Raw genomic sequence first — 14,815 nt, 5'->3', positions numbered from 1 at the left:
GATCTTTCCGATCCGATTTCCTCGGTGCTTTCCAGGTTCTCGCTTTCGCGTTTCCCTTTCCGGCGGTTCCGACTCTATCAGATCCTTTCGGCGTCCGATTCCCGGTCGGCGGGATTGTCTGGGGCTTTGGGCTTTCGCTCGTCGGCCTTTCGACATTCACTACGTTAGCCGATTCCCCCGGCGACTCATAATCGAGTCGCCCGAGTTCGAATTCAGGCGCGCGGGCGCGCCAGAATCGACCCCGTCCAGGGGCTGTAGCTAGGTAGTGGGTTGGCCGCTCCGGCTGCAGGCGATCGCCGTACCCGGTTCAGCGGCTCGGGATACATTACGCACCTCGCGGGGGCGAGTCAACTTCGTCGGCGCCGCGGCACGTGCGCACGGTAGGGGCTCACAGTCGGATCGTCCGCCACCCAGTAGCGCCACGGGTACAGCTCACCGTCTCCGCCTGCGCCGGCCACTCCGGTGCGCGGACCGCTGCGTACCTGGTCGGGAGGGACGGGGGCGCCCGTCAGCATCCTCAGCGGGGTCCCGTCCGGTACGCACGCGTCCGTGCCGTCCAGGGAGCGGTCGACCCCCAGGGCCGTGGCCAGGCGAGCCGGCCCCTTGGCCAGTTCCTTGTCGTTGCGGGCCGAAAGTCGACGCTTGCGGGCCGGCTCGGCGCCCTCGACCACCTCGCCGGCGCGGAGCAGAACGGCGCTCGCCCGGCCCTCCGGACCACAGACGAGGTTCATGCAGTGCCACATGCCGTAGGTGAAGTAGACGTACACGTGTCCGGGCGGACCGAACATCACCTCGTTGCGGGCGGTACGACCGCGATAGGCGTGCGATCCCGGGTCGTTCGGGCCGTCGTAGGCCTCGACCTCGGTGAGACGGAGTGCGATCGTGCCGTCGGGAGTAGTCCGGACCAGGATGCGCCCGAGAAGGTCGGGGGCGATCTCCAGGACCGGGCGGTCGAAGAACTCTCGGGGCAGTGGCGTACGGTCCGGGGGCGCGATCATGCCGTCCGAGGGTAGTCCAGACGGGTCGGCGTCCCCGCGGAACCGGCGGGGGGTGGATCGCGTTTGTACGGGGCGAGGGTCCATTCGCAAAGGGAGAGTCAATGGCGTTCAAGAAGCTGCTCGCGAGCCTCGGGGCCGGTGGGGCCTCGGTCGAGACGGTGCTGACGGAGGTCAACGTCGTACCGGGCGGTGTCGTCCAGGGTGAGGTCCGGATCCAGGGCGGTTCCGTGAACCAGAACATCGAGGGTCTCTCCGTGGGCCTGCAGGCCAAGGTCGAGGTGGAGAGCGGCGACCAGGAGTACAAGCAGGACATCGAGTTCACCAAGGTGCGGCTCGGTGGTGCCTTCGAGCTGCAGGCCGGCGCGGTGCACGCGGTGCCGTTCGGCCTGGAGATCCCCTGGGAGACGCCGGTCACGACGATCGATGGCCAGGCGCTGCGGGGGATGCACATCGGTGTGACGACCGAGCTGGAGATCGCGCGAGCCGTCGACTCCGGCGACCTGGACCCGATCAACGTGCACCCGCTGCCGGCGCAGAAGGCGATCCTCGACGCCTTCATCCAGCTGGGCTTCCGCTTCAAGAACGCGGACATGGAGCGCGGCCACATCCGGGGAACGCGGCAGCGGCTGCCGTTCTACCAGGAGATCGAGTTCTTCCCGCCGTCGCAGTACCGCGGCCTGAACCAGGTCGAGGTCAGCTTCGTCGCCGACGAGAACGCGATGGACGTCGTCCTGGAGATGGACAAGAAGCCGGGGCTCTTCAGCGAGGGCTCGGACACCTTCCGGTCCTTCCAGGTGGGTCTGAACGACTGGCAGGGGACCGACTGGGCGGCTTACCTCAACCAGTGGCTGTCCGAGGTCGGCAGCAAGCGGAACTGGTTCTAGGCTCGGTAGCTGCTGACTACCGTCATCGATCAGGAGGTACCGAGGTGACCGAGCACAAGCGGCGGCCGCTCCCCCACGACTTCCATCCGCCCGTGCCGTCGTTCACGGTGACGAGCACGGACATCGAGGAGGGCGCGACGCTGGGCGGCGCTCAGGTCCAGGCGGAGGGCGACACCTCACCGCAGCTGCGGTGGGAGGGCTTCCCGCCGGAGACCAAGAGCTTCGCCGTGACCTGCTACGACCCCGACGCGCCGACCGGCAGCGGGTTCTGGCACTGGGTCCTCTTCGACATCCCGGCCTCGGTGACGGAGCTGTCGGCGGGTGCGGGCAGCGGCAAGTTCGAGGGACTGCCGGACGGTGCCGTGCACGCGCGGAACGACTACGGAACGAAGGAATTCGGCGGGGCCGCCCCGCCGCCCGGGGACGGTCCGCACCGGTACGTCTTCACGGTGTACGCGGTGGACCAGGAGAAGCTCGGTCCGGACTCGGACGCCTCTCCCGCCGTCGTCGGCTTCAATCTGCGGTTCCACGCGATCGCGCGTGCCCAGCTCATCGGTGAGTACGAGAACCCCGGCAAGGGCTGACCGCACCGCGCCGATTCAGCCGAGCGTTCATTGAACGTTTGCCCGCCTCCGGTCTTGGAAGTGATCGGAGGCGGGCATTTTTTATTGCGTTGTCCATCTCGGCGCGCCCGTACAGAGTTGATCCGAGCCCGCCGGGGGGTGGGCAGGTGCACACGGGAGGTGGGCTGGATGCGTGACACGCTGGTGCTGAACGCGAGCTTCGAGCCGCTGTCGACGGTGACTCTGAACCGAGCCGTCGTCCTGGTCCTCCAGGACAAGGCCGTCGTCGAGCAGGCCCATCCCGAACTGCGCATGCGCGGTGCCGATGTGGACATACCGGCGCCCCGGGTGATCAGGCTGTGCAGGTACGTACGGGTGCCGTTCCGAAGACAAGCCCCGTGGTCGAGGCGGGGGGTGCTGGTCCGGGACCGGCACCGGTGCGCCTACTGCGGGCGCAGGGCCACGACCGTGGACCACGTGCAGCCGCGGTCGCAGGGTGGGCAGGACACATGGCTGAACACGGTGGCCGCGTGTGCGGAGGACAATCACCGGAAGGCGAACCGGACGCCGGACGAGGCCGGGATGGCTCTGCTGCGGGAGCCGTTCGAGCCGACGCCGGCGGACGCGATGCTGCTGGCTCTGGGTGCCGAGGACTTCGAGGCGCTTCCGGCGTGGCTCGCCAGGGACGCGGCCTAGCCGACGGGCCCCGCGCCCCCGAAGGGGCGCGGAAGGATCCCGGCGGCGGGTCCTGGTGCGACCGCTAGTCGATGCTGGGCTTTTCGCGGCGGCCGGTGGCGGGGCCGCTGTTCTGGGGCGGGACGGAGGCGCCGCCTCCGTTGCCGCCGCCGCCCAGGGGACCGAAGTTGCCCATGGCTCCGGAGAGCCCCTTGAGGGCGTCGCCGATCTCGCTGGGGACGATCCAGAGCTTGTTGGCGTCGCCCTCGGCGATCTTCGGGAGCATCTGCAGGTACTGGTAGGACAGCAGCTTCTGGTCCGGGTCGCCGGCGTGGATGGCCTCGAAGACCGTACGGACGGCCTGGGCCTCGCCCTCGGCGCGCAGGGCGGCCGCCTTGGCCTCACCTTCGGCGCGCAGGATCTGCGACTGCTTCTCGCCCTCGGCGGTGAGGATGGCCGCCTGGCGCGTGCCCTCGGCGGTGAGGATCGCGGCGCGCTTGTCCCGGTCGGCGCGCATCTGCTTCTCCATCGAGTCCTGGATGGAGGTGGGCGGTTCGATGGCCTTCAGCTCGACGCGGTTCACGCGGATGCCCCACTTGCCGGTGGCCTCGTCGAGGACGCCGCGCAGGGCCGCGTTGATCTCCTCGCGGGAGGTCAGGGTGCGCTCCAGGTCCATGCCGCCGATGATGTTGCGCAGCGTGGTGACGGTGAGCTGCTCGATGGCCTGGATGTAGCTGGCGACCTCGTAGGTGGCGGCCCGGGCGTCGGTCACCTGGTAGTAGATGACGGTGTCGATGTTCACGACCAGGTTGTCCTGGGTGATCACCGGCTGGGGCGGGAAGGGAACGACCTGTTCGCGCAGGTCGATGCGGTTGCGGATGGTGTCGATGAACGGGACCACGATGTTGAGTCCCGCGTTCAGCGTGCGCGTGTAGCGGCCGAAGCGCTCGACGATGGCCGCGCTGGCCTGTGGGATGACCTGGATGGTCTTGATCAGGGCGATGAAGACCAACACCACCAGAATGACCAGGACGATGATGACCGGTTCCATCGTGTTCCCCGTACCCCTCTCCGCCTCGGCACCGTCGGCAGATCTCGCGGATGTTGAAGATCTTGCTGGTCGAGTCTGACAGACCGTCGCCCAACTCGGGGGCCGGATGTCTCAGATGACGATCGCGGTGGCTCCCTCGATGTCCACGACGTCCACCTCCTGGCCGACCTCGTAGGCGCTGCCGGTGTCGAGGGCGCGTGCCGACCATATTTCCCCGGCGAGTTTGATCCGGCCGCCGGAGCCGTCGACGCGTTCCAGCACGACGGCCTGCTTGCCCTTCAACGCCTCGACGCCGGTGGCGAGTTGGGGGCGCTGGTTGCTGTGGCGGGCCGCGATGGGCCGGACGACGGCGATGAGGGCGACGGAGACGGCGACGAACGTGAGCACCTGGATCACGGCGTCGAAGCCGAGACCGGCGACGACCGCGGCCGCGACGGCTCCCACCGCGAACATGCCGAACTCCGGCATCGCGGTGACCACGAGCGGGATTCCGAGCGCCGCCGCGCCGACGAGCCACCACACCCATGCGTCGATGTCGTTCACACGGGTCATGGTAGGACCGCGGTCGGGCGGCGGACAGGGCGCAAAAGGGAGCGGGCCGGGCACCGTTGGGTCGGGGCGCCCCTGAGTCGCGGGGCGTTTGCGGGTCAGGACAGGGGCAGACCCTGGGCGGTCCAGCGCTCGCCGACCTGCTCGACGACGAGCGGCAGGCCGAAGCAGAGGGACAGGTTGCGGGAGCTGAGTTCGAGCTCGATCGGACCCGCGGCGAGGACCTTGCCCTGGCGGATCATCAGGACGTGGGTGAAGCCGGGGGCGATCTCCTCGACGTGGTGCGTGACCATGATCATCGAGGGTGCGATGGGGTCGCGGGCGAGGCGGCCGAGACGGCGCACCAGGTCCTCGCGGCCACCGAGGTCGAGGCCGGCGGCGGGCTCGTCGAGGAGGAGCAGCTCGGGGTCGGTCATCAGGGCGCGGGCGATCAGGGTGCGCTTGCGCTCGCCCTCGGAGAGGGTGCCGAACTTCCGGTCGAGGTAGTCGCTCATGCCGAGGCGGTCGAGGAAGGCGCGGGCGCGCTGCTCGTCGACGTCCTCGTACTCCTCCTGCCAGCCGGCGGTCATGCCGTAGGCGGCGGTGAGGACCGTCTGCAGGACCGTCTGGCGCTTGGGGAGCTTCTCGGCCAGGGCGATGCCCGCCACGCCGATGCGGGGGCGCAGCTCGAAGACGTCGGTGCCGGGGGTGCCGAGGGTCTCGCCGAGGATGGTGGCGGTGCCCTTGCTGGGGTAGAGGTAGCTGGAGGCGACGTTCAGGAGGGTGGTCTTGCCGGCGCCGTTGGGGCCGAGGATGACCCAGCGCTCACCCTCCTTCACCGACCAGGAGACCTGGTCCACAAGAGCCCGGCCCTCACGGACCACGGATACGTCCTGAAGCTCCAGAACATCGCTCATGAGCGCGTTGTCTCCCCTTGCAGTGTGGCCGGTCTCGGCTCTGGCGTACGCCTGTGGCTCGGTCCGCCGCGCCGGTGGGCGCAGCCCATATGAAATCTACGCCACCAGTGCCCGGCTCCATTCCATCGGTCCGGTCCTTAGGGTGGGGGCATGCTCTCGGAACCGCGTTCAGGACGCCTCGCCGCTTGGGGAAACGCCCTTTTGGCCGGACTTGTCTCTCCGGACGACGCCGCACTCGCCATCGTGGGCGAGGACGCGGTGCACCGGGTGGAGGGGCTGCCCGGTGAATCCGGGCAGGTCGGGCTCACCCTCGCGCTGGGGCGGCTGCGGACGCTGGGGACGACCGGGCTGCGGGTCGCGCTGCCGGCGCCCGGTCATCCGCTGGGGCTGAGCGGTCCGCCCGACTTCAATGCGCGGGCGCTGGAGGCCGAGGAGGCGGTGGTCTGCTTCGGGGCCGCGTTCGGGCTGGTGCCGGCGGTGCACGAGGCCGGGCCCGAGGGTGATGTCCATGTCGAGGTGGTCTGGTCGGTGCTGCCGGTGCGTGAGGCGCCGCCCGCCGACGTGCCCTCGCTGGGCGAGGCGGAGCGGGAGCTGGCGGAGGCGCTGCGGGATGCCACCGAGGTGCTGTCGAAGCTGGACGTCGCCGGCTCGGGGCCCGTGGCGGAGGCGGCCATCGACGCGTACCGGGCGCGCTCCGAGCGGGGGCGGGAGGTGCTGGCGCCGGGGTATCCGTCGCGTGCGGTGCGGGTCCTGGAGCTGGCCCAGCGGGTGGGGCTGCTGGTCTCGCTGGCGTACGACCGCGGGCCCGGCGGTGCGGTGAGCGCCGGGGAGATGGCGGCGCGGGGTGCGGCGCTGCGGCCGGTGGAGCGGACGGCCCGGCGGGCGCAGGTGGCGGCGTACAACTCCGTCGTGGAGGAGCGGGAGCGGGGGGTCCGCTGAGCGCGGCCCGCTGGTCGCGGGCGTGCGGTGACGCCGGACGGGCTGGGCCCGGCCGGCGTCACGCGGGACCCCCGGGGGTCGGGGACCTCAGTGGTTGAGGCCGAGGTTGCCGAAGGCCGGGTTCAGCAGGCCGATGACGTTCACGCTGTTGCCGACCGCGTTCACCGGGACGTGCACCGGGACCTGGACGACGTTGCCGGAGCCCACGCCCGGGGAGCCGTGGGCGGCGCCGCCGGCCCAGGCACCGTCCGTGGCGGAGGCCATCCCCGCACCGGCGGCCATCAGGCCACCGGCCACCATCGTCACGGCCGCTGCCTTCTTCAGGTTCTTCACTTTCAACCCCTCCTAGGCGATCACCGCGGCGGTCCGCCGCGGCACGCACTGCAGAACGGCGGAGATCGCCGGAGGATGCGCCATCCGGGTGACATTCCCACGACGGTATGAATCTCAGTCCGGAACGGAACCCCTCGCACAGCCGGGGGCCGGTCCCTCGTGGAGTGCGGTGTCAGCCGGTCACGCCGTGCCGTACGGCCCACAGCGCGGCCTGGGTGCGGTCGGCGAGGTCGAGTTTCATCAGGATGTTGGAGACGTGCGTCTTGACGGTCTTCTCCGACAGGACGAGGGCGCGGGCTATCTCCCGGTTGGAGCGGCCGTCCGCGATGAGACCGAGCACCTCGCGCTCGCGTTCGGTGAGCGATCCGCCGCGGCCCTGGCCGGAGTTGGCCTCCTCCTGGGAGAGCAGGGCGCCGGCCACCTCCGGCTGGAGCAGCACGTGCCCGGCGTGCACCGAGCGGATGGCGCCGGCGAGGGCGTCGGGGTCCACGTCCTTGTAGACGTATCCCGCGGCGCCCGCGCGCAGGGCGGGGACGACCGTGCGCTGCTCGGTGAAGCTGGTGACGATCAGCACCCGCGCGGGATTGTCGAGTTCGCGGAGTCTGCGCAGGGCGTCGATGCCGTCCATGCCCGGCATCTTGACGTCCATGAGGACGACGTCGGGCCGCAGTTCCTCGGCTCGGGCGACTCCCTCGGCTCCGTCGGCGGCCTCGCCGACCACCTCGATGTCGTCCTGCACCTCCAGGAAGGTGCGCAGCCCCCGGCGGACGACCTGGTGGTCGTCGACCAGCAGCACTCTGATCGCTTCACCCACCGGGGACCTCCAACTCGATCGTGGTGCCCTTGCCGGGCGCCGATTCCACGGTCAGCGTGCCGCCGACCCCGCTCGCCCGGTCCCGCATCGAGACCAGGCCCAGGTGGCGGCCGGCACGGCGGACCGTCTGCGGGTCGAAGCCGCCGCCGTCGTCGGTGACGCGCAGGACCGCTCCGCCGCCGCGGCGCGCCACGCTGACGTCGACGTGTCCGGCGCCGGAGTGGCGCAGGGCGTTGTGCAGGGCCTCCTGGGCCACCCGCAGCAGGGCCTCCTCCTGGGCGGCGGGCAGGGCACGGAACCCGTTGCCGGTGAAGGTCACGCGCGCGGTGTGGGCGCGGTCGAGGACCTGCGTCTGGGTGCGCAGGGTGGCTATCAGACCGTCCTCGTCGAGGGCAGCGGGCCGCAACTCCACCACGGCGGCGCGCAGTTCGTCGACGGCTTCGGCGGCGAGGACGGCCACCTGGTGCAGTTCCCCCTTGGCGCGGGCGGGGTCGCGGTCGACGAGGGCCGCCGCGGCCTGTGCGGTCAGGCGCAGCGAGAACAGCTTCTGGCTGACCGCGTCGTGCAGTTCGTGGGCGAGGCGGGAGCGCTCCTCGGCGATGGTCAGCTCGCGGCTGCGCTCGTAGAGGCGGGCGTTGGTGAGGGCGATGGCGGCGTGCTGGGCGAGGATGCCGAGCAGATCCTCGTCCTCCTGGGTGAACCCGCAGCTTCCCTGCTGTTTGGGGCAGTTCTTGTTCGCGAGGAACAGGGCGCCGATGACCTCGTCGCCGTCGCGGATGGGCAGGCCCAGGAAGTCGGCCAGTTCGGGGTGCGCGGCCGGCCAGCCCTCGAAGCGGGGGTCCGTGCGCACGTCGGCGAGGCGCTCGGGGCGGGCCTCGTGCAGCATCGCGGCGAGGATGCCGTGCTGGCGGGGCAGCGGGCCGATGGCCTTCCACTGGGCGTCGCTGACGCCGTCGACGACGAACTGGGCGAAGCCTCCGTGGTCGTCGGGGACGCCGAGGGCGGCGTACTGCGCGTCGAGCAGCTCGCGGGCGGAGGCGACGATCGTCTTGAGGACGTCGCGCACCTCCAGGTGCCTGCTCATGGCCAGCAGCGCGGAGCTGACCGCGGCGAGGCCGGACCGGGGGCCTTGACTCATGTCCTCACGGTACCGGCGGGGTCCGGCGGTGCGGATCGGACCTGTGGCGGCAGGGCCGGGCCGCTGGGCCTAGGGCGGGAGACGTACGCCCGGGAGGCCGGGCGGGGCGCAGGTCCTGCGTCGCAGGGCCCGCGGTGTACGTCCTGCGGCCCCGGGCGTGCGGTGTACGCCGAAGGGACCGTGTGCTCTGCGGCCCGCGTCCGAGGCGGCGGGGACCGTGCCGTTCCTAGGTTGTGGTCACCGCCCGGCGTGGGCGGTGAGCGACGAGGGGACGGTTGTCATGCCGGTAGCGATCATCACGGGGGCCTCGAAGGGCCTGGGGCGAGCGCTCGCCGAGGCGCTGGCCGCGCGCGGCTGGGATCTGGTGCTCGACGCCCGGGGTGCCGGGGCCCTGGCGGAGACCGCCGAGGCGGTCGCCGGCCGGGGGGCGCGGGTGGCGGCACTGCCCGGTGATGTCACGGACGCGGAGCACCGGGGGGAGCTGGTGGCCGCCGCGGAGAAGTTCGGGGGTGCCGATCTGCTGGTGAACAACGCGAGCGCGCTGGGCGCGGAGCCGCTGGTGCGGCTGGCCGAGCTGCCCCTGGAGGGGCTGCGTCGGGCGCTGGAGGTGAACGTGACGGCCGCGCTCGGCCTCGTCCAGGGGGTGCTGCCGCTGTTGCGGGAGTCGCCGGCGGGTGCGGTGATCGCGGTCAGCTCGGACGCGGCGGCCGAGGCGTACGGGACGTGGGGCGGCTACGGCGCCTCGAAGGCGGCCCTGGACCAGCTTTCGGCGGTGCTGGGGGTGGAGGAGCCCGGGCTGCGGGTGTGGGCGGTGGACCCCGGGGACATGGCCACCGACCTGTACGCGGCGGCCGTACCGGACGACCACGGTCCGCGGCCGGCGCCCGCCGGGGTGGTGCCGGCGTTCCTGCGGCTGCTGGACGAGCGGCCGGCCAGTGGGCGGTACGCGGCGCCGGCGCTGCCGGCGGCGCCGTGACCGTCGACGTGCGGGTCCCCGAGGAGCTGTCCGCGCGGGTGCCGGCCGAGCAGCGGGGGCCGGGGCTGGACCGGGACGCCGTACGGCTGCTGGTGTCGCGCGGTACGGAGGTGACGCATCACGCCTTCCCCGAGCTGCCGCGGTTGCTGCGGGCCGGGGACCTCCTGGTCGTGAACACCTCCCCGACGCTGGCCGCCGCGGTGGACGGACGGATCGGTCACGCGCGCGTGGTGGTGCACTTCTCCACGCGCGGGGACGACGGGCGGTGGGCCGTGGAGCTGCGGGAGCCGGACGGGCGCGGTACCACACGCGCGCGTACGGGCACGCGCATCCGGACGGAGGTGGTGCTGCCGGGCGGGGGCCGGCTGGTGCTGGAGGAGCCGCTGAGCCCGCGCGGGGAGCGGCTGTGGTGGGCGCGCGCCGCCGGTGCGGCCGTACCGGAGGTGCTGCGGGAGCACGGGCGGCCCATTCGCTACTCCTATACGGAGCGGGACCAGCCGCTGTCGGTCTACCAGACGGTGTTCGCACTGCCCGCGCCGGACGGGTCGGGCAGCGCGGAGATGCCGAGCGCGGCGCGGCCCTTCACCGCGCGGACGGTGGCGGAGCTGGTGAGCCGGGGGGTGGGGTTCGCGCCGGTCGCCCTGCACACGGGAGTGGCGTCGGCGGAGGCGCACGAGCCGCCCTGTCCGGAGCGGTTCGCGGTGCCCGCGGCCTCGGCGCGGCTGATCGAAGCCGTCCGGGCCGGTGGGGGCCGGGTGATCGCCGTGGGGACGACGGCGGTGCGGGCCGTGGAGTCGGCGGTGGGGGCGGACGGGGTGGTCCGGGCGGCGCGGGGATGGACGGATCTGGTGGTCACGCCGGAGCGGGGGGTGCGGGTGGTGGACGGGCTGCTGACCGGACTGCACGAGCCGGAGGCCTCGCACCTGCTGATGCTGGAGGCGGTCGCCGGGCGGCCCGCGGTCGAGCGTGCCTACGACGAGGCGCTGCGCGGGCTCTACCTCTGGCACGAGTTCGGCGACGTGCACCTCCTCCTGAGGGAGGAGGATCCTCACGCAGCGAATTGCTGCGGCAACTCCATGTGAAACCGGTGGGTGGCCGGTGTGAGCCCGCACATAGGGCCCACATCACGTACGAAAGGGCATAGGAGATAAACCGCCCCCACATGAACGGGGCAGACGGTCTCGTCTGTCCCGATTTGCCCTTCCCTGATCCACTATGGGGGATCGTACGTCACACCTTTGCCTGGGGATTTTGCGCCAGCTAAGAATTGCTTCCGTCGCTCAGCGCCGTGGGTTTCCGCCCCGCGGCGTTCGTGTGGGAGGAACCGATTCCCACGGCGGACGCAAGAGCGACCTCCGCGCTACAGAAGAGGTCCTTCAGCCATGCCCAAGAACATTCTCGGTCGAGCTCATAGTCGCAACCTGACCAAGCAGCACAAGATCGCGATCGCCGGTGTCGCCGCTCTCGGCGTCGCCGCCATCGCCGCCTCGGCCGTCCCCAGCAGCGCCGACACGGTCACCACCGGCGCCCCGGCCACGGCCGCCCAGGTCGCCACCGGCACGGCCCTGAAGAACGTCCACGGCACGGTCACCGACCAGCTCGCCACCCAGACGGTCAAGCTCGACACCTTCGCGGCCCAGAAGAAGGCCGCCGACGCCGCCGTCGCGAAGAAGGCCGCGGACGCCGCCGCCAAGAAGGCCGCCGTCCAGGCCGCCGCGAAGAAGGCCGCGCAGGCGCACGCCGTCCAGGCCGCCGCGAGCCGTTCCACGCAGCGCGTCGAGATCCAGCCGGTCGCCGCGAAGACGTACACGAACAACCTGGACGGCTGGATCCGCCAGGCCCTGGACATCATGAAGTCCAAGAACATCCCGGGCTCCTACCACGGCCTGCACAAGAACATCATGCGCGAGTCCTCGGGCAACCCGATGGCCATCAACAACTGGGACATCAACGCGATCAACGGCATCCCGTCCAAGGGCCTGCTGCAGGTCATCCCGCCGACCTTCAACGCGTACCACGTCGCCGGCACCTCGTGGAACATCTACGACCCGGTCGCGAACATCACCGCCGCCGCCAACTACGCGGCCGACAAGTACGGTTCGATCGACAACGTGAACAGCGCGTACTGAGGTCGGCGCGGACCTCTGACGTAACGCGGAAGGGCGGCACCCCTCGGGGGGATGCCGCCCTTCACGTCGTCCGGACGCGGTGTCGCGGTTACTTCCGCATGACCTCCGGCTCGTGCCGGCGCAGGAAGCGGGACACGAGGAAGCCGCAGACCACACCGAGCACGATCAGCGCGACCATGTCGATGCCCCAGGCCGAGGCCGCGTGGTCCCACAGCGGGTCGGTGCTGCCCGGGTCGTCGGTGTTCGGGGCGATGTTGTTGAAGTCCAGCGTGGCGCCGGCCGCGGCCACCGCCCAGCGCGACGGCATCAGGTACGAGAACTCGTTGACGCCGACGGTGCCGTGCAGGGTGAAGAGGCAGCCGGTGAAGACGACCTGGATGATCGCGAACATCACCAGCAGCGGCATGGTCTTCTCCGCGGTCTTCACCAGCGAGGAGATCACCAGGCCGAACATCATCGAGGTGAAGCCGAGCGCCATGATCGGCAGGCACAGCTCGAACAGCGTCGAGTTGCCGAGGACGACCCCCTCGGCGGGGATCTCCCGGCTCGAGAAGCCGATCAGGCCGACCATCAGGCCCTGCAGCACGGTGACCGCGCCCAGCACGACCACCTTGGACATCAGGTACGCCGACCGGGACAGGCCGGTCGCCCGCTCCCGCTCGTAGATGACCCGTTCCTTGATCAGCTCACGCACGGAGTTCGCGGCGCCCGCGAAACAGGCGCCGACCGCGAGGATCAGCAGGACGGTGGTCGCCGTGCCGTTCGGGATCGGCACATGGGTGCGCGGGTTGACCGGGTTGACCAGCAACCCCTTGTCCGAGTCGATGAGCAGGCTGACCGCGCCGAGCACGGCCGGCAGGATCACCGTCAGCGCCAGGAAGCCCTTGTCGGACGCGATGACCGACACGTAGCGCCGGATCAGGGTGATCAGCTGCGAGCCCCAGCCCTGCGGCTTGGGCGGCTTCATCGCCTGCGGCGGAGGCATGTGTACGGACTGCGGCGCCACCGCGTCGATGTCGGCGGCGTACATCTGGTAGTGCTGCGAGCCCTTCCAGCGGCCGGCCCAGTCGTAGTCGCGGTAGTTCTCGAAGGCGGAGAAGACATCGGCCCAGCTGTCGTAGCCGAAGAAGTTCAGCGCCTCCTCCGGCGGCCCGAAGTAGGCGACGGCACCGCCCGGCGCCATCACCAGCAGCTTGTCGCACAGGGCCAGCTCGGCCACCGAGTGGGTGACCACCAGGACCGTACGGCCGTCGTCGGCGAGGCCGCGCAGCAGCTGCATGACGTCACGGTCCATGCCCGGGTCGAGACCGGAGGTCGGCTCGTCCAGGAAGATCAGCGACGGCTTGGTGAGCAGCTCCAGCGCCACCGAGACACGCTTGCGCTGACCGCCGGACAGGGACGTGACCTTCTTGTCCTTGTGGATGTCCAGCTTCAGCTCGCGCAGCACCTCGTCTATCCGGGAGTCGCGCTCCTGGGCCGTGGTGTCGGCCGGGAAGCGCAGCTTGGCCGCGTACTTCAGGGCCTTCTTGACGGTCAGCTCCTTGTGCAGGATGTCGTCCTGCGGGACCAGACCGATGCGCTGACGCAGCTCGGCGAACTGCTTGTACAGGTTGCGGTTGTCGTAGAGGACCTCGCCCTGGTTGGCGGGCCGGTAGCCGGTGAGCGCCTTGAGCAGGGTCGACTTGCCGGAGCCGGACGGGCCGATGACCGCGATCAGGGACTTCTCCGGGACACCGAAGGAGACGTCCTTCAGGATCTGCTTGCCGCCGTCGACCGTGACGGTGAGGTGGCGTGCGGAGAAGGAGACCTCACCGGTGTCGACGAACTCCTCGAGACGGTCGCCGACGATGCGGAAGGTGGAGTGGCCGACGCCGACGATGTCGTTCGGGCCGAGCAGCGCCGAGCCGCCCTTGGCGATCGGCTGACCGTTGACGTAGGTGCCGTTGTGCGAGCCCAGGTCGCGGATCTCCATGCGGCCGTCGGGCGTCGAGTGGAACTCGGCGTGGTGCCGCGAGACCTGCAGGTCGGAGACGACCAGCTCGTTCTCCAGGGAACGGCCGATACGCATCACACGGCCGATGGAGAACTGGTGGAACGTGGTCGGGCTGCGGTCGCCGTACACCGGCGGCGCCCCCGCGCCTCCACCGGGCGTCTTCTGCGCGTACTGGTCGGGCGGTCCCGACTGCTGCTGCGGGAAGCCGGCCCCCGCCTGCGGCTGCTGCCAGCCGGGCTGCGGGTTCTGCTGCGCCGGTGCCTGATGCGGCACGGACTGCGGCGGCGCGGACTGCTGCGGCGCCTGCTGCTGGGCCCAGCCCGGTGCGCCGGCTCCCTGGGCCGCGTACGGCGCCGCCCCCTGCGGCTGCCCGCCGACCGGGGCGGCGGCCCCGGACAGGTTCAGCCGCGGCCCGTCCGTCGCGTTGCCGAGGTGCAGCGACGAGCCCGGGCCGATCTCCATCTGATGGATCCGCTGGCCCTGCACGAACGTGCCGTTGGTGCTGCCGTGGTCCTCGATGGCCCAACTGCGGCCGTTGTGACTGACCGTGGCGTGCCGCCAGGAGACCCTGGCGTCGTCGAAGACGATGTCACCCTGCGGATCGCGGCCGAGGGTGTAGGACCTGGACGTGTCGAGCGTCCAGGTCCGTCCGTTTGATTCCAGTACGAGTTCCGGCACTCCATGCCCCACTGAGTTGTCCCCCGAGTTACCCCCATCACAGGGAGTCTAGGGATGTCGAACATCGTGGGGAACTATTTCAGGCTCGGCCCTCTGACCGAAACTCGGGCCTTGCGAAGAACAACGGTGCGCGCATCAAGTCGCCCCGTTGACGGGGTTGAAACCGGGCCGGAGAGTGGTAATCCCCCACGAGGGGGAC

Annotated in this window: 15 protein-coding genes; 7 read left to right on the top strand and 8 right to left on the bottom strand. The window is 70.8% G+C overall.

The window, feature by feature from the left end; translation table 11 throughout:
- Positions 1–347: 347 nt before the first annotated feature.
- A complete protein-coding gene (locus ACF08B_RS17565) occupies positions 348–998 on the bottom strand; it encodes a DNA-3-methyladenine glycosylase (protein ID WP_392318136.1) in 651 nt (216 codons plus the stop codon).
- Between the two features lie 101 nt (positions 999–1,099).
- On the opposite strand from ACF08B_RS17565, the gene ACF08B_RS17560 reads away from it, so the two are divergent.
- The 3 genes from ACF08B_RS17560 (at position 1,100) to ACF08B_RS17550 (ending at position 3,141) form a co-directional block, all read left to right on the top strand.
- The gene (locus ACF08B_RS17560) at positions 1,100–1,882 is read left to right on the top strand and encodes a sporulation protein (protein WP_392318135.1); all 783 of its coding nucleotides are present in this window, start codon (positions 1,100–1,102) and stop codon (positions 1,880–1,882) included.
- 44 nt (positions 1,883–1,926) lie between these two features.
- Positions 1,927–2,466 carry a YbhB/YbcL family Raf kinase inhibitor-like protein gene (locus ACF08B_RS17555; protein WP_392318134.1) on the top strand — a complete coding sequence of 180 codons (540 nt, stop codon included), beginning with the start codon at positions 1,927–1,929 and terminating at the stop codon, positions 2,464–2,466.
- A gap of 168 nt (positions 2,467–2,634) precedes the next feature.
- Complete coding sequence (locus ACF08B_RS17550; RefSeq protein WP_093478814.1) at positions 2,635–3,141, top strand: HNH endonuclease; 507 nt, start codon at positions 2,635–2,637, stop codon at positions 3,139–3,141.
- Between the two features lie 64 nt (positions 3,142–3,205).
- Here ACF08B_RS17550 and ACF08B_RS17545 read toward each other — a convergent pair whose 3' ends face one another.
- The 3 genes from ACF08B_RS17545 to ACF08B_RS17535 form a co-directional block, all read right to left on the bottom strand.
- Positions 3,206–4,171 carry an SPFH domain-containing protein gene (locus ACF08B_RS17545; RefSeq protein WP_093478813.1) on the bottom strand — a complete coding sequence of 322 codons (966 nt, stop codon included), beginning with the start codon at positions 4,169–4,171 and terminating at the stop codon, positions 3,206–3,208.
- 111 nt (positions 4,172–4,282) lie between these two features.
- The gene (locus tag ACF08B_RS17540) at positions 4,283–4,714 is read right to left on the bottom strand and encodes an NfeD family protein (RefSeq protein ID WP_073892240.1); all 432 of its coding nucleotides are present in this window, start codon (positions 4,712–4,714) and stop codon (positions 4,283–4,285) included.
- 104 nt (positions 4,715–4,818) lie between these two features.
- Positions 4,819–5,616, bottom strand: a complete 798-nt coding sequence (locus tag ACF08B_RS17535; RefSeq protein WP_093478811.1) for an ABC transporter ATP-binding protein — start codon at positions 5,614–5,616, stop codon at positions 4,819–4,821.
- A 150-nt stretch (positions 5,617–5,766) separates the two neighbouring features.
- Between ACF08B_RS17535 and ACF08B_RS17530 the strand changes: the two genes are divergently transcribed.
- The gene (locus tag ACF08B_RS17530) at positions 5,767–6,555 is read left to right on the top strand and encodes a hypothetical protein (RefSeq protein WP_392318133.1); all 789 of its coding nucleotides are present in this window, start codon (positions 5,767–5,769) and stop codon (positions 6,553–6,555) included.
- 87 nt (positions 6,556–6,642) lie between these two features.
- Here ACF08B_RS17530 and ACF08B_RS17525 read toward each other — a convergent pair whose 3' ends face one another.
- The 3 genes from ACF08B_RS17525 to ACF08B_RS17515 form a co-directional block, all read right to left on the bottom strand.
- Entirely contained in the window at positions 6,643–6,888 is a 246-nt protein-coding gene (locus ACF08B_RS17525) for a chaplin (protein WP_093478808.1), read from the bottom strand.
- A gap of 172 nt (positions 6,889–7,060) precedes the next feature.
- A complete protein-coding gene (locus ACF08B_RS17520) occupies positions 7,061–7,702 on the bottom strand; it encodes a response regulator (protein WP_392318132.1) in 642 nt (213 codons plus the stop codon).
- Complete coding sequence (locus ACF08B_RS17515; protein ID WP_392318131.1) at positions 7,695–8,840, bottom strand: GAF domain-containing sensor histidine kinase; 1,146 nt, start codon at positions 8,838–8,840, stop codon at positions 7,695–7,697. The genes ACF08B_RS17520 and ACF08B_RS17515 overlap by 8 nt, the downstream gene beginning before the upstream one ends.
- A 280-nt stretch (positions 8,841–9,120) precedes the next feature.
- Here ACF08B_RS17515 and ACF08B_RS17510 point away from each other — a divergent pair, with 280 nt between their 5' ends.
- The 3 genes from ACF08B_RS17510 to ACF08B_RS17500 all read left to right on the top strand — a co-directional run bounded on the left by ACF08B_RS17510 (position 9,121) and on the right by ACF08B_RS17500 (position 11,945).
- On the top strand, positions 9,121–9,816 hold the full coding sequence (locus ACF08B_RS17510; protein WP_392318130.1) for an SDR family NAD(P)-dependent oxidoreductase: 696 nt from the start codon (positions 9,121–9,123) through the stop codon (positions 9,814–9,816).
- Positions 9,813–10,898, top strand: a complete 1,086-nt coding sequence (locus tag ACF08B_RS17505) for an S-adenosylmethionine:tRNA ribosyltransferase-isomerase (protein ID WP_392318129.1) — start codon at positions 9,813–9,815, stop codon at positions 10,896–10,898. Before ACF08B_RS17510 ends, ACF08B_RS17505 begins: the two co-directional genes overlap by 4 nt.
- A 300-nt stretch (positions 10,899–11,198) precedes the next feature.
- A complete protein-coding gene (locus ACF08B_RS17500; RefSeq protein ID WP_392318128.1) occupies positions 11,199–11,945 on the top strand; it encodes a transglycosylase SLT domain-containing protein in 747 nt (248 codons plus the stop codon).
- Positions 11,946–12,033: 88 nt separating this feature from the next.
- Here the strand turns inward: ACF08B_RS17500 and ACF08B_RS17495 are convergent, their stop codons facing one another.
- Positions 12,034–14,616 (bottom strand): FHA domain-containing protein, encoded by a 2,583-nt coding sequence (locus ACF08B_RS17495; protein ID WP_392318127.1) that lies wholly within the window; start codon positions 14,614–14,616, stop codon positions 12,034–12,036.
- Positions 14,617–14,815 lie beyond the last annotated feature (199 nt).

The sequence above is a fragment of the Streptomyces sp. NPDC015139 genome, assembly GCF_043079785.1.
GTDB lineage: Bacteria > Actinomycetota > Actinomycetes > Streptomycetales > Streptomycetaceae > Streptomyces > Streptomyces albidocamelliae.
This window is presented reverse-complemented; position numbering and strand designations above follow the sequence as displayed.